This is a genomic window from Vibrio sp. K4 (genome assembly GCF_051122595.1).
In the GTDB taxonomy this organism is placed as follows: domain Bacteria; phylum Pseudomonadota; class Gammaproteobacteria; order Enterobacterales; family Vibrionaceae; genus Vibrio; species Vibrio owensii.
Genome location: NZ_CP178577.1, coordinates 744,640 through 761,860, shown reverse-complemented (window position 1 = coordinate 761,860; position 17,221 = coordinate 744,640). Strand labels below are relative to the sequence as shown.

Here is a 17,221-nt window from a genome sequence, read left to right as displayed (position 1 = left end):
AAGTACATGGTAGACAGCGGAAACTCATACGGCGAACGCGTATCTCGACTAGTAGGTTGGGGTCACTGGTTTGCATTCTTCAACATCGTTGCATCGATGTTGATAGGTACACGCTATATCGTTCAATCGCCTTGGCCAGAAACCCTTATGGGGCAATTTTATCTGGCTGTATCTTGGGTTGGTCATTTTGGCTTCCTTGTTTTCGCCCTGTACTTATTAGTTCTATTCCCGCTGACGTTTGTCCTGCCATCAAGGAAACTTTTCCGCTTGGTGGCAGTGATATTCGCAACGGTTGGTCAAACCGTTTTATTGATTGATACTCAAGCGTATCAATCCATTAATTTGCACCTGAACCCTGTGGTTTGGGAGCTATTGTTTAGCGAAGATAAAAGCGCGATCAGTTCCGATCTCCAACACCTTTTTGTGGTGATGCCGCTTATTTTCTTGGTGCAACTTGCTCTTTCTGAGTGGGTTTGGCGCAAACAACGCAAACTTTCCCATAAACACGTTGGCCGTCCTTTAGCTGCCGTGTTCTTCTTAAGCTTTATGACCAGCCATTTGGTTTACATTTGGGCTGATGCTTACTTCTACAATCCGATTACTAGCCAACGCTCTAACTTCCCATTGTCATACCCGATGACGGCGAAGAGCTTTATGGAAAAACATGGCCTTCTTGACCGTGAAGAGTACCTAAAACGCTTAGCAGAGAACCAAGGCAACATCGATTTAGTCAGCTACCCACTAGAGAAGCTTGAATTCAATCGTCGTGGTAACAAGTTAAACGTGCTGATGATCAGCGTGAATAACCTTCGTGCGGACGCGCTTAACCAGAACGAAATGCCGAACTTGTACAAGTTTGCGCAAGACAATCAAAACTTTACTAACCATTACAGCTCAAGCAATGACACATACGGTGCATTTGGCTTGTTCTATGGCTTACCAAGTAGTTACGCGAGCAGCATCAAAGCGCAAGGCAGTGCGCCAGTATTACTAGACGTACTAAAAGATCAGGATTACAGCTTTGGTCTATTCAGCGGTAATGGCTTTGAAGATGACCTGTATTCAGAAGTTATCTTCCGTGGCTTGAATCTGGCTAATGAGCTAGATGGCACACAAGCCCATACCGACAAGCAGTCGATTGCAGCTTGGAATACATGGTTAACTGAACAAGCGAAAAAGCCTTGGTTTAGCTACATCGAAGTTACCACTGTCGACAACTTTGAATCTGAGCCGATGGCTGCTAACGAAGAGATCCCAGCCAGCGAACGATTTAAGAAAGCTTACGAGCAGTCAGTGAAATCCGCAGATAAAACCGTTGCGGAAATTATTGCTGATTTAGAAGCAAATGAGTTACTGGCGAACACTGTCGTGGTTATTACCTCGAATCACGGCAGTGAGTTTAACGAAACCAATACCAACAGTTGGGGAGCAAACAGCAACTACAGCCGTTACCAACTCCAAGTACCTATGGTGATTCACTGGCCGGGCATGCTACCAGCCGAGTTTACGCACAGTACGAGCCACTTAGATTTGTCTGTAACACTTTTACAAGACATGTTGGGTGTATCTTCAAACCCTTACGATTACAGCAGTGGCCGAAACTTATTCGATGAGAGCCGTCGCCGCTGGATTCTAGCTGGTGACACGCGTGAAATCGCACTTATCACTAGCTCACAAACAACCGTTATAGACAAATTCGGTAACTATAAGCTCTATGACGACAATTATAAGCGTTTGAGAGAATCTACACCGAAGCTCCCAGTACTAATGCAAGGGCTGACAGAACTTCAGCGCTTCTATTCAAAAAGCAATTAATTGAACAAAAGCTCTCCACTCGGAGAGCTTTTTCGTTTCTTTTCTCCACAAACAACACAAAATCGTGCAGTAAACATCCAAACGGTTCATTTTGGGGTTTACAAGATTTTCAAAGCCTTATATTATGCGCGTCAACAACGGAGAGATGGCTGAGTGGTTGAAAGCACCGGTCTTGAAAACCGGCATACGTTAATAGCGTATCTAGGGTTCAAATCCCTATCTCTCCGCCACATTTAGAAAGCTCGCATTTATTGCGAGCTTTCGTCGTTTTAGCGCTCAGAAAATATGGAATTTCTAAATCCCTAGTTGAGCGCAACCCCGAACTAGGCGTCCCCACACTCAGCCAAGTTCAGAAAAAGCCTGTCTGGTCCTCTAGGCACTTTCCAATACGCAAGAAAAAAGCCCACTACTATTTAGTGAGCTTTCATCGTTAAGTATTTGAATGACAGAGTTAGTTTCCTTTCGCTGCCTCAATCCTTTTCTCGAGGTCTGGATGAGTACTCAACCACTCAGGCAACTCGTCATAACCTTGGTTACGGAACAACTCAAACATTTCAGCCATCGGCTTTGTGTCGCCATAAACCTTGAGCATCGCCTCTCTTGCGAATGCATCGGCTTGTATTTCGGCTTCTCTGGAGTAACCACTGGACAACACAAACACACTTGCGCCGGCAAGATTGTCCACGATGCCAGAGCTTTCACCAGTTAACAGGGCGACACCAACAGAAAGGACACTCGAATACACCAACCTCTTTAGCATGTGGCGATGATGAATATGACCAAGCTCGTGAAGAATAATACTGTCCAACTGTTGCTGATTTTTAGACAACGCAACTAATTCATCGAGCAGCACAATCTTTCCACCAGGTAAGGCAAACGCATTCGCTCCTAGCTCAGAAGATCGGAAAACAATCTCTACTTGATAAGGCAACGCCTCTAACTGCGCTAAGTGCTGCTCTACCCTGCTTCGAATGGCTTCTTGTTCGGCTTTACTCAGCTCGCTCGGGTCCCAACGGGAATCCAAGCTTTCGAGTACCTTTTCGCCAAGTACAACTGAGACACTGTCAGGAATCGCGTATGCGACTTTGTCGCTCACCCAAGGTAACGCGTAATAATATCCCCCGAGCACAACCGCAATACATGCCATCGCAGACACGACCCAAGCAAGCCAGTTCGATTCAATTTTATCAACAAAGCTCGACCTTTTATTTGCCTCCAACCACCGAGACACTTCTTCAGTCCGCTCGGTAACGAAAACCCAACCATTGGGCAGCTTAAATCTGACGGGTAAATTGCCTACTGGAGCAGTAATGTCCGCATGTTGCTGATCACAGCTGAAAATATTGTCAGCAACAACCAAACTCAGCGAGTTAGCTTGAGCGACATCCAATTTGGCTTGATGTCGCTCAGAGCTTTTTGGTGGAAACGCGGTTCCTTCAAACTGCATTAACCGATTCCAACACCGAGATCGAAGGCTTGTGCAACTTCATCAGAAATCGCTGATTTCACTTTTGAATTTTGGTCTGCAGCTTTCAGTTGGCTCATGTTTCCAACGACGATCGTCTTGTCAGCAACATAGCGAGAAGTACGAACCATTACCCATGGTCTCGCAATACTCAAAGTCACCACTTGTAATAGGAAGTTTGAGATAATCAGCCACATGTAGCCATCAACTGTATAGGTAGACTTAAACGTAAAGTTGTTTTCTTCTTGCCCTTCTTTTTCTAGCTTCATTTGAGAGAACAAGTAGTTTCGAGTTCTTGTTGCTGTGTATGCCGTCAAGCCGATGGTTAAGCCAATCATGCCAAGGTACATGACAACCATTGTAATGACAGGGCTAGATTCATTCAGTGAAGCCAAGTCGCCCGTTGCCGCTTCCATTAGCCCTGAGCTCCCAACCATCACAATGACCGCTACAATCGCAATCGCGACAGCTGTGCTAAGGCCGATTGCTACGGCTTTCAGGTAGGTTTTTACAAAGAAACTGGTTTCAAGTTCGCCACTAAACTGCCAATCACCATAGCGGTAGCCATTAACAAAGTAGCGTTGAACGCCAACCACAACCCAACCATAAAGTGCAGCCACAACGACGACTGAGCAAAGCCCTAAAATAACCGACGCAGCTTGTGAAACGCTTGCAACCGCCACACAGATACCAATGAAAACCATGACAGCCAGCGCAGCACCAAAGCCTCGGCCAAGTATGGTGATGTATGCATCTTTTAGTGACGAATTAAAAGAGAAGTGAACATTGCGGTAACTCGTCATTGCAGAATCAAATCGTGCGTTGCTCCATAACAACCATGGCAGGGCGACATAAAACAGAAGTAAGAGCACAAGCGCCAGTTGGGGAATGAATGAGTTTGCGATACCCCATACCAATACAATCGCCAGCGCGACTAAACGCCCCTTTAAGATTTGCATTGGCTCGGCATGATACTCAAAGTTATCACCGTCGATGTACGTGTTACCGTAGAAGTAGCGCTTTGTTCTTACTTTGGCCCAAGCAGAGTAAATTCCAAGCGTAACGATAGAAAGTAGAACATTGACAATCCAGATGCCAAAAAACTCTCCCCCTCGCCCTTTAAAAGAGATGGTATTGGAAATGCGTTGATGGTTCATATACAGTCCGAATAGTTTATTTAATTTTATGAATTTAAAGGCGTTATCCTATCTCATTCATAAATTGATAAACTTGACTGCCATAAGCAAACTAAACATCAATTATTTATAAAATACATATTAATTATGAATTCAAATTCACCGAAAAAATAATTTAATGGTCATTTCCGCGCAAATGAAAGCATCTAAAGTGATAGAAACCACCCACTCAGTGAATTTAATCGACAATAGCTCATTATCACTCAAAAACTTGAGACGTCACCTTACCTATCAAAAGGTTAGTTGCTGATTACATTTTTTATCAGGCGAATTGTAAGGTGTTTATAACTATCTAAATACCGCGAAGCCCCCTAATATTCGCCTCGGCATAAGGCAGGAGCATCTTCTTTCTGCATTAGCTAAATCCATCCATTTGTTGTTTTAGACAACGTCAAAGGCTAGGAAAATAAAATTGGGAAAGGATTCCCAGCCCTAAATGTTCATTCGAGAACTGAGTCCATTACCTCGATTTTCAACATTCTAGATTCAGTCTTTAAAAACGAATTCGGCAGCATTCAACAGCTGCATATGAATAGGCACCAAATCCGCGTGTTCACTTCGATAACCACCACCGACGACAGCCGCAACAGGAATACCTCTGTCTTTCATCAACTGCATTAAGAAACGGTCTCGCTCAAATATGCCCTCCGTCGATACGTTGAAGTACCCCAGTTCGTCGTCGACATGAATATCCACACCAGCGTCGTAAATCACCATGTCTGGACGATGCAAGTTAATCGCCATCTCGACGACCTCTTTAAACGTCATCAAATACGTTTCATCATTGGTATCGCGACTCAAAGGGACATCAAGATCAGAATCTGGCTTTCTCGCCGGGAAGTTTTTATCGCAGTGGAAAGACAAGGTGACAATGTCGGGTTCACTTTCACAAATCGTTGCCGTGCCATCACCATGGTGGACATCACTATCGATGATCATCACTTTATCGACGTATTCATGATCAAGCATGTGCTTCGCGGCAATCGCCAAATCGTTGAATAGACAAAAACCACTGCCAAAGTTTTTGTGCGCATGATGATAGCCACCGCTTAGGTGAATCGCGACGCCATGCTCTAATGCCTTTTCTGCGGTCAGTACCGTTCCGGCGGTAGATGTCAGCGTCCGTGTTATCAGAGCCCCACTCCAAGGAAACCCAATTCGACGCATTTTGGCTGCAGGCATAGTGCCCGTCACCAACAAGTCAACATACTCCCCATCATGCACGCGTTTAATATCATCCGTACTTAGAGGGCTTGGTTGGAAGAATTCAATTTGTCTTCCCCAATCTTCACTCGCGAGTTTCTCCATCACTGCTTGATAAAGGTAGCGATATTTCATGATCGGATAACGGTGACCATCTGGTAGATCGAGTTGCGAGTAAATAGGGTGGTAAATCAGTGGCAGCATGAGACATTCTTTTCATAAAACGTTGTGAAATAGTACCAACTCCCAGAGTTGATTAAAAAGAAATTTAATTAATAATGATTTTCAATATCAATTAAATTTCTACCTGTTATGAATAAAACCTTATATACGATACTCGGCGCTTTCTTTGGTTCTTTCTGCGCGATATCTTTGTTCATGTCTATGATGCTAGGTGCATGGTGGTTAGTTGATTTTATCGCCCTTAGCTAACACAATGGTTCTGTTTCCACTTAACCTCATTGAATCAGACAGATAGGTGTACTCATGAGTCAGACAGTCTTTATTACTGGTGCGAATCGCGGTATCGGCTTGAGTTTAACCGAGCTCTATTTGCAACAAGGCGCTCAAGTTCACGCGACAAGCCGTAACCTAGCAGACAGTAAAGAACTGCGCGCATTAGCGTCGCGTTATAATACCTTGGTGCTACATGAATTAGACGTGACGGATTACCAACGAGTCGCCCAACTCGCAAGCAAACTCCCAGCAATCGATCTGCTGATCAACAATGCTGGTTACTACGGGCCTAAAGGCTATGGTTTTGGTAACACCGATATCGAAGAGTGGCGACAAGTTTTCGAGATAAATACCATCGCCCCATTAAAGCTAGTGGAAAGCTTTTATCCGCTGCTACAACAAGGCAAAACGAAGAAAATTGCGTGTATCTCCTCTAAAGTTGGCAGCATGACGGAAAACACCTCTGGTGGTGGTTACATCTATCGCTCTTCCAAAGCAGCGCTCAACTCTGTTGTAAAAAGTTTGAGTAATGACCTAACCGATGAGGGATTCACTGTTTTGGCACTTCATCCGGGCTGGGTACGTACTGAAATGGGTGGGCCTAATGCGCTTATCGACCCACAAACGTCTGCTGATGGTTTAGCAAAAGTGATTGAGCAAAGCACGCAAGAAAAGTCGGGGCAGTTTATCAACTATGATGGCACCGAACTTCCTTGGTAATAGTCAACTATCAATAAGTTAACGTTACGCGACGAAAGGTTCCTAGTTTCGTCGCCCATTCTCCACTTCTCCAATCTCATTACTTAACTTGAATTTCACCGTTTCCTATCCAGACTTAGTGAGGTATTAACCCCACTAAGGAGAGTAACCATGGCAGCAGATAAAGATCTGGTGAATTTCAGTGAAGATCATGAGCTCAATTACTGCTTAAGAAGTGCAGGTAAACGTCAAACTCAAGCGAATCGCGATACGCTGATCGACTTAGGACGACAAGTAAAACAGGATTTAGGTAAACGAGTATTAACTCAAGATGACGTCAGAGGCGCAATCGACAAGAACGATAACTTGTTCGACTAGTCACAACATCAATATAAGAAAGCGGCACTGGATGGTGCCGCTTGATTGTAAATAAACATGAGTTATTTAGACGATTTACGTTTGGTGGTCGTCGTTTTTGATGCACCAGATTTGTTATAACTGCGCTTCTTACGCTTGAATGCTGATCGTTCTACTTTAGGAAGATGACGCAGAGATTCAGGAATCGGACCTGACTTTACCTCACCCATCAGCCCGTCGATACGTTGTTCTAACGCTTGCATGAAAGGTTGATATGCTTGGTTTCTTTCTGCCATTCCTTGTAATTGGTGTTCCCAATGCGCAGTCATATCCGGGTACGTCGAGTCCATTGGCAAAGCGTGGATCAAGCCACGTCCTGCTGGTGAGCTCAAAATCGATTTCCCCTGACGAGTCAGCAATTGGCGTTTGAACAAGGTATCAAGAATGCCAGCCCTCGTCGCTTCTGTGCCCAGACCATCGGTTTCACGTAATATCTTCTTTAGTTCTTTATCTGCCACATAACGAGCGATGCCAGTCATGGCTTGAAGTAATGTAGCTTCGGTAAAATGCTTTGGCGGTTCTGTTTTACGATCTTTGATTTCACCCTCACGGCAAGTCAGCACGGTGCCCTCTGCAAGTGGCGGCACAGCATCGATACCATCGTCTTCTTTGTCCGTTTTCCCCATCAACGCTTTCCAGCCCGGAGAAACAAGTTGGCGACCTTTAGCGATAAACGTACCACCAGCAATATCAAAGACGAGCTTCGCTTCCGCGTAAACTGCAGCTGGATAGAATTGCATTAAATATTGACGGGCAATGAGCTGATACACCTTCATCTCATTACCAGACAACGCATTCACATTCGCTTGTTTTGGTGTTGGAATGATTGCGTGGTGAGCATCGACTTTTTTGTCGTTCCACGCTTTAGACTTAATCGATAAGTCCGCACCTTGCACCGCGCTTTGTAGCTCTTTGGCATTGTTGGCAATAGCGGAAGTGACAGAACCCGCTTGTGAATAATGCTCCATCGGTAAGTAACGACAATCAGAACGTGGGTACGTGATCAGTTTGTGCTTCTCATACAACGCCTGACAAGTATCCAAAACCTGTTGGGCACTCATGCCATAGCGTTTGGCAGCATCAATCTGCAAGGCTGATAATGAATAAGGAAGTGGCGCAGACTGCTTCGTTTGCTTTTGCTCGGATTCCGTGACTTTCGCAGGCTGGTTAGCAATGCGATTCGCCACATTCTCGACGAGCTTTCGGTTAAGAACTCGACCTTCTTCATCTTGCCAAGGTTTGCATGCTTCACTTGGCTTCCAACGAGCGCGAATATCAAACGAACCATTTTGATCTTGATAAGGGATCAATGCATGCAGAGTGAAATAGTCATTAGGTACAAAGTTTTCGATCTCTTCGTCGCGGCGCACCACCAAACCAAGTACAGGGGTTTGAACTCGCCCTACCGATAAGACACCTTGGTAGCCTGCTTTTTGGCCCAGCAAAGTATAAGCGCGAGACATGTTCATTCCGTAAAGCCAATCAGCACGAGAACGCGCCAAAGCTGAAACAGAAAGAGGAATGAAATCACGATTGCTGCGCATAGAGCTTAATGCACGCTTAACCGCGGGTAAGTTCAAGTCTGAAATGAGAAGTCGTTGTGTCGCTTCTTTCTTGGTTTTGGAGAGCTTACAGTAGTCCAACACCTCATCCACCAACAATTGACCCTCTCGATCCGGGTCGCCTGCATGGATAACTTCTGTCGCATCTTTAAGGAGTTTACGTATTACCGTGAGCTGTTTACTGGCACTTTTTCTCGGTCTTAGCTGCCATTGCTGAGGAATAATTGGCAAGTCAGCTATATTCCATTTTTTATAGCGTTCATCGTAGGCATCGGGCTCAACTTGTTCTAACAAGTGACCGATACACCAAGTCACGACATCACCATTACCACAACGGATAAAGCCTTGATCTTTCTTTTGAGGGTTTGGTAGTGCAGCCGCAATCGCGCGACCTAGACTTGGTTTTTCAGCAATAAACAGACGAGACATAAGGTTTTGGAAATCATAATAATTAGGGCCACATTATCTAATGTAGCCCTAACAAATCAAGGAAAACTGTACAGATGAACAGTTATAGCGTCACTTTCTAGGTTACTGAAACTCAACAAACTGAGACAGGTCACGCTCTGGCACTTTCATTGGGGTGCAACCTGGTGTGCCAAGATATAAGAATCCTACGATTTGATCTTCGCCTTCAAGGCCAAAAGCTTGATGCACTTCTGGGTGGAACATCCACTTACCTGAACGCCAGAAACCTTGGAACCCTTGTGCTACCGCTGCCATTTGCATCGCTTGTGCCGCACAGCCTGCTGACAAGTATTGTTCGAATGCAGGGACTTTCTCATGTTCTGTCACCTTCGCAATCACCGTGATGACCATTGGCGCACGAAACGGGGCATTTTTTACTTTTTCAACGACCGCTTCTTCACTGTTTTCCGCTTCAGCGGCTTTAACTAGAATGTCCGACAGTTTCTTCAAGCCATCGCCTTGAGCAATCACAAAACGCCAAGGGGTTAAACCCGCATGATCAGGCGCGCGCAGACCTGCACGAATAATATTCTCCAACGCTTTACCTTCTGGCGCAGGCTCAGATAACTTGGCAATAGAACGACGGTTGAGCAAAAGATCGAGAGCTTCCATGAGCAAGTCCTTATTTGATTGAATTATTATTTTTTACGCAGCTCACTTTAGCATAATCCAAACTTTCGAATAACAACCTGTTTTCTAGGGATTTAGAACAAAAAAAGCTGCGCACTTGGCGCAGCGATAAAAGGTTAAGAACGAATGAAAAAAACTATTTTTGAGGTTACGGTTTAGAGTTTCACAGCAAGTTTGACGCCTTGACGAATGGCACGAACCGCATCGAGCTCACCCGCATGATCTGCACCACCAATAATGTGTAGCTTCTCTCCCAACTCATGCCACTTGTCTTCAAACGGACGAACCGATTCTTGCCCTGCACAAATCACCACTTTATCCGCTTCTAGCAACTCTTCTTTGCCATTTACATGAATGTGTAAGCCAGCATCATCAATCTTGTCGTACGACACCCCACCGTAAAGGTGAACACCACGTTTCTCTAGCGTACGTTTATGAATCCAACCTGTGGTTTTGCCAGGCCCCTTACCAACACGCCCTTTACGACGTTGAAGCACCCATACTTCTTTGTCGCTAACTGCGTCAGGGTAAGGATACAAACCGCCCGGTTGAGACATCTCTTTATCAATGCCCCATTCATGCAGCCAGTCATCTAATGTTTGACCTACCGGCTCGGTGATCATAGTCGCCACGTCAACACCAATACCACCAGCCCCAACAATCGCAACTTTCTCACCAACAGGCGTTTTATCTCGAATCAGTGTTTGGTAGTCGATCACTTTCTCTGGGTTATCGATACCATCAATTTTCACCTTGCGAGGTTCAACACCCGATGCCATGACGACTTCATCATATTCGGTCAGCAAGTCGTAATTGGCTTCTGTCTCTAGGTGAAGATTCACACCCGTCTCTTCAATGCGGTTCGCAAAGTAACGGATGGTTTCGCGGAACTCTTCTTTGCCCGGGATCTGCATCGCTAAACGGAACTGGCCGCCAATGCGATCGTTTTTCTCAAACAGATCCACTTTGTGCCCACGTTCTGCCAACGTCGTCGCACAAGCCAAACCAGCAGGACCGGCACCTACTACCGCAATGTTCTTCTTCTTGAATGCTTCTTCAACAACAATTTCCGTCTCGTAACACGCTAGCGGATTAACTAAACAACTCGCTCTTTTGCCTTTGAACACATTGTCCAAACAAGCTTGGTTACAGCCAATACACGTGTTGATTAGTTGAGATTTTTCCTGCTCTGCTTTGGCAACAAAGTAAGGGTCAGCAAGGAATGGGCGCGCCATCGAAACCATATCGGCATGGCCTGAAGAAAGAATTCGCTCGGCTTCATCTGGGGTATTGATACGGTTACAAGTAATGATTGGCACTGAGACGTGAGGTTTGACTTTTTCTGTCACCCAAGTGAATGCGCCACGAGGAACCTGAGTTGCAATAGTTGGAATGCGCGCTTCGTGCCAGCCGATACCAGTGTTGATAATGGTAACACCGGACTCCTCTAGCGCTTTTGCCAGCTCAATCACATCTTCAAACGTACTGCCCTGCTCGACCAGATCGAGCATGGAAAGACGGAAGATGATAATAAATTTTTCACCGACCGCTTTACGCACCGCTTTAACGATTTCAACCGGGAAGCGCATGCGCTTTTTATAACTGCCACCCCAGTCGTCGTAACGCATGTTGGTACGTTTACATAAGAATTGGTTAATCAAATAACCTTCAGAGCCCATCAGCTCGACACCATCATAGCCCGCTAGCTGAGCCAGCTCGGCACTATTAGCGAAAGCTTCGATGGTCTTTTTGATTTGACGCTCGCTCATTTCGCTTGGTGCAAATTTAGCGATAGGCGCTTTCATACCCGAAGCACTCTGTGCGAATGGGTGCATCGCGTAGCGTCCGGCATGGAGAATTTGTAGGGCTATTTTGCCGCCGTGTTTGTGCACCGCCTCAGTCACAACCTTGTGTGCTTTGGCATGTTTTGGCTTACTGAATTCTGCACTCAAAGGATGTAATCGGCCACGTAGGTTTGGAGAGAAACCGCCCGTCACGATTAGACCTACACCGCCTTTGGCACGTTCTTCATAAAACGCCGCAAGCTTTTGTAGTCCTTCTTTGTGCTCTTCTAGACCAGTGTGCATTGATCCCATCAGGACGCGGTTTCGTAGCTGTGTAAAACCTAAGTCCAATGGCTTTAACAAATTTGGGTACATGGCAGACATCACTAAACATCCATTTTTATTGTTGTGGTCTGACCACAGTACGCCGCAAAAACCAAAAAATCAAACAGGCGTTTACATTTTTGCAACACAAGTCAATCTCACGTTAAAGTATGCCAATTGTTGAATTGCCGTGATAAGCTAAAAAAATTGTTATCTTTTGAGATCTTAGAGATAAGAACCCATACTTTGTAAGATTAGGGAATGACTATCTCGTTATGGAGACAAGATGAAAAAACTCTTCAAATTTATTGGTCTGATATTCAAGGGGATATGGAAAGCCATCACCTTTGTCAGACTAGCGCTGATGAATCTGATCTTCTTAGTGATGATTGCCGTCTTCTACTTTGCCTTTACATACACTGGTGAAGGTCAGCCTACCGTCGATAAAGAATCGGCACTTGTGATGAACCTATCTGGTCCTATCGTAGAACAGCGACGTTATGTGAATCCTATGGATTCGGTAGCTGGCTCTATTCTGGGTAACGAAATCCCGAAAGAGAACGTGCTGTTCGACATCGTAGATACTATCCGTTACGCGAAAGATGACCCGAAAGTGTCGGGTTTGGTTCTAGCTCTTCGCGATATGCCAGAAACTAACCTGACGAAACTTCGTTACATTGCAAAAGCACTGAATGAGTTCAAAACCTCAGGCAAGCCTGTGTACGCGGTCGGTGATTTCTACAACCAAAGTCAGTACTACCTTGCAAGCTATGCAGATAAAGTCTTCCTAGCACCAGACGGTGGCGTATTGATTAAGGGCTACAGCTCTTACTCTATGTACTACAAAACCTTGTTAGAGAAGTTAGACGTATCGACTCACGTATTCCGAGTAGGTACTTACAAGTCAGCAATTGAACCATTCATCCGCGACGACATGTCGGATGCAGCAAAAGAGTCAGCAACGCGCTGGATCACTCAACTTTGGAGTGCGTTCGTTGATGACGTCGCAACCAACCGCAAGATCGACGCCAAAGTGCTCAATCCGACTATGGATGAATTGCTTGCAGAGATGAAATCGGTAGATGGTGACCTAGCACAACTGGCAGTAAAAATGGGTCTAGTCGACGAACTGGCTACTCGCCAAGACGTACGTAAGCTATTTGCGAAAGAGTTTGGTAGCGATGGTAAAGACAGCTACAACGCGATTGGTTACTACGACTACTTAGCGACTATGCGCCCTAATCTCACTCCTTCAGAGAACGACATTGCAGTAGTCGTCGCAAGCGGCACAATCATGGATGGTCAACAGCCTCGCGGTACTGTGGGCGGCGACACGGTTGCAAGCCTACTTCGTCAGGCACGCAATGACGACAAAGTGAAAGCGGTTGTACTGCGTGTTGATAGCCCTGGTGGCAGCGCGTTTGCCTCTGAAGTCATTCGCAATGAAGTAGAAGCGCTAAAAGAAGCAGGTAAACCTGTCGTGGTTTCAATGTCGAGTCTTGCAGCATCTGGTGGTTACTGGATCTCTATGAGTGCAGATAAGATCGTTGCTCAACCAACGACTCTGACAGGTTCAATTGGTATCTTCAGCGTTATCACGACGTTCGAGAAAGGTTTCAACAAACTTGGCATCAGCACTGACGGTGTTGGCACATCTCCATTCTCTGGTGATGGCATCACGACAGGTCTTTCTACTGGCGCTTCCGAGGCGTTCCAATTGGGCATTGAGCACGGCTACAAACGCTTTATTTCTCTGGTTGGTTCAAACCGAGATATGTCATTAGACGAAGTCGATAAAGTAGCACAAGGTCGCGTTTGGACAGGCCAAGATGCACTATCGTTCGGTCTAGTAGACCAAATGGGTGACTTCGATGATGCCGTGAAACTTGCTGCGAAACTTGCTGAAGTTGAAAACTACGAAATCTATTGGGTTGAAGAGCCTCTTTCACCAACGGAGCAATTCATTCAAGAATTCATGAATCAGGTGAAAGTCTCTTTGGGCATCGATGCAACGAGCTTTCTTCCAAAGAGCCTTCAACCAGTCGCGCAACAGTTTGAACAAGACGCGAGCATGATGCAAAGCTTCAACGATCCAAAAGGTCAGTACGCCTTCTGTCTGAACTGCGAAGTGCAATAGCTTTTCCAGCTTAGCCAAAAAGGGGCATCTCTGTGCGAGATGCCCCTTTTTATTAGGTGTCATTTCGCTATAATCCTCGCCACTGTTCCCTCTACATGAAATAAAGTAGAACGATGACTAGAAAACACATCTACATCGCTTACACCGGTGGCACCATCGGTATGCAAAAATCGGATCACGGCTACGTGCCTGTGGCTGGCTTTATGGAAAAACAACTAGCCAGTATGCCCGAGTTCCACCGCCCAGAAATGCCGGAATACACCATCCATGAGTACGAGCCTCTGATCGACTCATCTGATATGACACCGGCAGACTGGCAGCAAATCGCAGACGACATCCGTGATAACTACGAGAAATACGATGGCTTTGTGATTCTGCATGGTACTGACACCATGGCATACACAGCTTCTGCTTTGTCTTTCATGTTGGAAAACCTAGGTAAGCCAGTAATCGTAACAGGCTCACAAATTCCTCTAGCAGAACTGCGCTCAGACGGCCAAGCAAACCTACTGAATGCACTGCATATTGCAGCAAACTACCCTATCAACGAAGTGACGTTGTTCTTCAACAATCAGTTGATGCGCGGTAACCGCAGCACTAAGTCTCATGCAGATGGTTTTAATGCCTTTACTTCACCAAACCTTCCACCACTATTGGAAGCGGGTATCAACATCCAAATCAGTAACAACATTGCTGTTGGTGAGCAACCAGAAGGTGAGTTCAAAGTACATAACATCACACCTCAACCTATCGGTGTGATCACCATGTATCCGGGCATTTCGCACGAAGTTATTCGTAATACACTTCGTCAGCCAGTTAACGCAATGATTCTACTGACGTTTGGTGTGGGTAATGCCCCTCAAAATCCAGAATTACTTGGTCATTTAAAAGAAGCATCTGAGCGTGGCGTTATCGTCGTGAACCTAACTCAGTGTTTGGCTGGTAAAGTTAACATGGGTGGTTACGCGACAGGCTGTGCTCTGGCTGATTCTGGCGTAATCAGCGGTTTTGACATGACACCAGAAGCGGCACTAGCAAAACTTCACTACCTTCTAAGCCAAGATTTGTCGTACGAAGAAATTAAGCAAAAGATGCAAGAAGTGTTGCGTGGCGAAATGAGCCTGTAAACGGTTCTCTTCAACATCCGAAATACGAAAAAGCCCAATTTACAAAATTGGGCTTTTTGCTTTGAAAGAGGCGTGCTGTTTAGTTCAAGTTTGGGTTCACTCGAACGATGTCTTGCTCTTCTCCACTGAATTGTTTCTTCAATTCTTGCTTAGATTTAAAGCTGATTTCACCACCAGCGGCGACCGTCATGTGCTGCGCCTCGGTGTTATGTTTTGATTGATACAACATCACAGCTTGCATACATGAGTCTCGCTGCTCTTGGGAAAGTGGTGTACCCTCAGGCCATCTTCCTGTCTCTACTGCGTAAACCAATCGCTCATAGACTTCTGGAGTTATCGCATTTAATAATTGTTCTGCGTCCATAATGTACCTTCTTATTACATTCTATTTACAGAACATAACGGTATAGAAAGCAGAGTCAAGAGCTCGAAAATGAATTGGTGTAACGGATCACAAGCAAAACCATGAAACGAACATACTGGTTACTCGCAGGCCTTGCCAGCCTGACATTAACAGGTTGCTTCGAAGGCAACGTCACCACTGAAGAATTGTGCCAAAAGAATCCACAGCTTCGCTGTGAAAACTTAAATATGGACGATGGTCAATGTCGCATACCTCGTACCAATTTGGTTTGGCATCGCTTTGAGCTACTCAAAGATCCATCAGAAGCCAATCAAGTCATCGAATACGGGTTAGTTGCTGAGTATCGCAAATGTTTAGAACTCGCGTCACAGATCACTCCGATTGATCAAAGCGCGCTAAAACGTAAAAGATTTGATGCCTTGGTGCACAGCATTGATGAGCTGGACCGTATCGTCAATAACCTAAAAGGCTCTAATGACCCAGCAACACTTTACTTCTTATGGTCTCAAACGGGTGACGACCAAGCACGTCGTCAGTTTTTACAAATGGAAGGCAAACCAGAGCTCAATACCGCAGAAATGCAGTACGCACTCGCCACCTTCTATACCAACCGCGATCCACAAAAGACATTAACATTACTTCATAATTCGCTATCAATGTCGAACGAAGACAACTTAAAACCAGAAATTTTGAAGTCGTTGGCCAGCATTAACCAAGGTCTAGGTAAGAAAGAACAGGCTTACTTATGGGCCATGGTTGCAAAGCGCTACGATGTCCCGCTTGCTGACGAGCAACAATTGCAGCGCATGTTTAACTTTGCCGACCCAGAGAAATATGAGCAATTAGATGATTTGGCTAAATCTATATCTAAGGCAATAGATAAAGGGAATTATTCACCAAGGATGATTCCTAGCGATTTATAAAATAAAAAACTCCCGTTCATGTCGGGAGTTTTTTATTTCTACTAGTAACGGTTCAGTATTTTATTAATTGAAAGGATGAAACATTCTTTCTACCAAAACTGGCGTTATTGATCGGATTTGTTGAAAATTAACGACACCGAGTTGACACAAAAACGCTCACCCGTTGTTTGCGGTCCATCTTCAAAAACGTGACCTAAATGACTGTCACAAGTGGCACATCGAATCTCAGTTCGGACCATTCCGTGACTCAAATCCTTAAGATAACGCACCGCAGAATCGTTAATCGGGGCATCGAAACTCGGCCAACCACAGCCAGAGTCATACTTGTTATCGGAGATAAATAGAGGGGTGTTGCAACAGGTACAGGCATACACACCTGTCTCTTTATTATGAAGCAGTTTACCGGAGAACGGAGGCTCTGTGCCTTGCTCGCGACAGACGCGAAACTCTTCCTCAGAGAGCTGCTCGCGCCACTGTTCATCGGACTTCGTTACTTTTCTTCCGCTTTGTTCTACCAATTTCTGTTCCTTATTTCTTATTTTTGGCAATGACTTTTTTAGCAAAAAACTTGCTTCTCGTAACAGTTGTAGCACATACTTTCTCACCAGGACACCATGTGTAATTAATTTGATACGAGTTCTTATCTCGAAA

14 protein-coding genes and 1 tRNA gene are annotated in these 17,221 nt (G+C 45.2%); 7 read left to right on the top strand and 8 right to left on the bottom strand.

The window, feature by feature from the left end; all coding sequences use genetic code 11:
* Positions 1-6: 6 nt before the first annotated feature.
* Complete coding sequence (locus tag ACLIIY_RS03565; protein WP_434528124.1) at positions 7-1,815, top strand: DUF3413 domain-containing protein; 1,809 nt, start codon at positions 7-9, stop codon at positions 1,813-1,815.
* 139 nt (positions 1,816-1,954) lie between these two features.
* A tRNA-Ser gene (locus tag ACLIIY_RS03560) sits at positions 1,955-2,045 on the top strand.
* A gap of 221 nt (positions 2,046-2,266) precedes the next feature.
* On the opposite strand, the gene ACLIIY_RS03555 is transcribed toward ACLIIY_RS03560, so the two are convergent.
* The 3 genes from ACLIIY_RS03555 to ACLIIY_RS03545 all read right to left on the bottom strand — a co-directional run bounded on the left by ACLIIY_RS03555 (position 2,267) and on the right by ACLIIY_RS03545 (position 5,883).
* Complete coding sequence (locus tag ACLIIY_RS03555; protein ID WP_434528123.1) at positions 2,267-3,262, bottom strand: M48 family metallopeptidase; 996 nt, start codon at positions 3,260-3,262, stop codon at positions 2,267-2,269.
* Positions 3,262-4,437 (bottom strand): YjgN family protein, encoded by a 1,176-nt coding sequence (locus ACLIIY_RS03550; protein ID WP_434528122.1) that lies wholly within the window; start codon positions 4,435-4,437, stop codon positions 3,262-3,264. Before ACLIIY_RS03550 ends, ACLIIY_RS03555 begins: the two co-directional genes overlap by 1 nt.
* 525 nt (positions 4,438-4,962) lie before the next feature.
* A complete protein-coding gene (locus tag ACLIIY_RS03545) occupies positions 4,963-5,883 on the bottom strand; it encodes a histone deacetylase family protein (protein WP_434528121.1) in 921 nt (306 codons plus the stop codon).
* 282 nt (positions 5,884-6,165) lie between these two features.
* Here ACLIIY_RS03545 and ACLIIY_RS03540 point away from each other — a divergent pair, with 282 nt between their 5' ends.
* Complete coding sequence (locus tag ACLIIY_RS03540; RefSeq protein WP_434528120.1) at positions 6,166-6,855, top strand: SDR family oxidoreductase; 690 nt, start codon at positions 6,166-6,168, stop codon at positions 6,853-6,855.
* A 150-nt stretch (positions 6,856-7,005) separates the two neighbouring features.
* A complete protein-coding gene (locus tag ACLIIY_RS03535) occupies positions 7,006-7,212 on the top strand; it encodes a hypothetical protein (protein WP_009707305.1) in 207 nt (68 codons plus the stop codon).
* Between the two features lie 62 nt (positions 7,213-7,274).
* On the opposite strand, the gene ACLIIY_RS03530 is transcribed toward ACLIIY_RS03535, so the two are convergent.
* The 3 genes from ACLIIY_RS03530 to ACLIIY_RS03520 all read right to left on the bottom strand — a co-directional run bounded on the left by ACLIIY_RS03530 (position 7,275) and on the right by ACLIIY_RS03520 (position 12,079).
* Positions 7,275-9,242 carry a DNA topoisomerase III gene (locus tag ACLIIY_RS03530; RefSeq protein WP_434528119.1) on the bottom strand — a complete coding sequence of 656 codons (1,968 nt, stop codon included), beginning with the start codon at positions 9,240-9,242 and terminating at the stop codon, positions 7,275-7,277.
* Positions 9,243-9,344: 102 nt separating this feature from the next.
* On the bottom strand, positions 9,345-9,893 hold the full coding sequence (locus tag ACLIIY_RS03525; protein WP_009707307.1) for an NAD(P)H nitroreductase: 549 nt from the start codon (positions 9,891-9,893) through the stop codon (positions 9,345-9,347).
* A 173-nt stretch (positions 9,894-10,066) separates the two neighbouring features.
* Positions 10,067-12,079 carry an NADPH-dependent 2,4-dienoyl-CoA reductase gene (locus ACLIIY_RS03520; protein WP_045480694.1) on the bottom strand — a complete coding sequence of 671 codons (2,013 nt, stop codon included), beginning with the start codon at positions 12,077-12,079 and terminating at the stop codon, positions 10,067-10,069.
* A 226-nt stretch (positions 12,080-12,305) separates the two neighbouring features.
* On the opposite strand from ACLIIY_RS03520, the gene sppA reads away from it, so the two are divergent.
* Entirely contained in the window at positions 12,306-14,156 is a 1,851-nt protein-coding gene (gene sppA, locus ACLIIY_RS03515) for a signal peptide peptidase SppA (RefSeq protein WP_039842432.1), read from the top strand.
* A 113-nt stretch (positions 14,157-14,269) separates the two neighbouring features.
* Positions 14,270-15,283, top strand: a complete 1,014-nt coding sequence (gene ansA / locus ACLIIY_RS03510; RefSeq protein WP_005439732.1) for an asparaginase — start codon at positions 14,270-14,272, stop codon at positions 15,281-15,283.
* A 79-nt stretch (positions 15,284-15,362) separates the two neighbouring features.
* Here the strand turns inward: ansA and ACLIIY_RS03505 are convergent, their stop codons facing one another.
* On the bottom strand, positions 15,363-15,647 hold the full coding sequence (locus tag ACLIIY_RS03505) for a YeaC family protein (RefSeq protein WP_009707311.1): 285 nt from the start codon (positions 15,645-15,647) through the stop codon (positions 15,363-15,365).
* Between the two features lie 101 nt (positions 15,648-15,748).
* On the opposite strand from ACLIIY_RS03505, the gene ACLIIY_RS03500 reads away from it, so the two are divergent.
* Positions 15,749-16,570: a DUF2989 domain-containing protein gene (locus ACLIIY_RS03500; RefSeq protein WP_199483806.1), complete on the top strand. Its 822-nt coding sequence runs from the start codon at positions 15,749-15,751 to the stop codon at positions 16,568-16,570.
* Between the two features lie 104 nt (positions 16,571-16,674).
* Here ACLIIY_RS03500 and msrB read toward each other — a convergent pair whose 3' ends face one another.
* Positions 16,675-17,088, bottom strand: coding sequence for a peptide-methionine (R)-S-oxide reductase MsrB (msrB, locus tag ACLIIY_RS03495; RefSeq protein WP_005439736.1), 414 nt, complete (start codon positions 17,086-17,088; stop codon positions 16,675-16,677).
* Positions 17,089-17,221 lie beyond the last annotated feature (133 nt).

Coding starts and splice junctions, on each gene's coding strand:
- ACLIIY_RS03565 (WP_434528124.1), top strand. CDS start 7: ATGGTAGACAGCGGAAACTCATACGGCGAACGCGTATCTCGACTAGTA.
- ACLIIY_RS03555 (WP_434528123.1), bottom strand. CDS start 3,262: ATGCAGTTTGAAGGAACCGCGTTTCCACCAAAAAGCTCTGAGCGACAT.
- ACLIIY_RS03550 (WP_434528122.1), bottom strand. CDS start 4,437: ATGAACCATCAACGCATTTCCAATACCATCTCTTTTAAAGGGCGAGGG.
- ACLIIY_RS03545 (WP_434528121.1), bottom strand. CDS start 5,883: ATGCTGCCACTGATTTACCACCCTATTTACTCGCAACTCGATCTACCA.
- ACLIIY_RS03540 (WP_434528120.1), top strand. CDS start 6,166: ATGAGTCAGACAGTCTTTATTACTGGTGCGAATCGCGGTATCGGCTTG.
- ACLIIY_RS03535 (WP_009707305.1), top strand. CDS start 7,006: ATGGCAGCAGATAAAGATCTGGTGAATTTCAGTGAAGATCATGAGCTC.
- ACLIIY_RS03530 (WP_434528119.1), bottom strand. CDS start 9,242: ATGTCTCGTCTGTTTATTGCTGAAAAACCAAGTCTAGGTCGCGCGATT.
- ACLIIY_RS03525 (WP_009707307.1), bottom strand. CDS start 9,893: ATGGAAGCTCTCGATCTTTTGCTCAACCGTCGTTCTATTGCCAAGTTA.
- ACLIIY_RS03520 (WP_045480694.1), bottom strand. CDS start 12,079: ATGTCTGCCATGTACCCAAATTTGTTAAAGCCATTGGACTTAGGTTTT.
- sppA (WP_039842432.1), top strand. CDS start 12,306: ATGAAAAAACTCTTCAAATTTATTGGTCTGATATTCAAGGGGATATGG.
- ansA (WP_005439732.1), top strand. CDS start 14,270: ATGACTAGAAAACACATCTACATCGCTTACACCGGTGGCACCATCGGT.
- ACLIIY_RS03505 (WP_009707311.1), bottom strand. CDS start 15,647: ATGGACGCAGAACAATTATTAAATGCGATAACTCCAGAAGTCTATGAG.
- ACLIIY_RS03500 (WP_199483806.1), top strand. CDS start 15,749: ATGAAACGAACATACTGGTTACTCGCAGGCCTTGCCAGCCTGACATTA.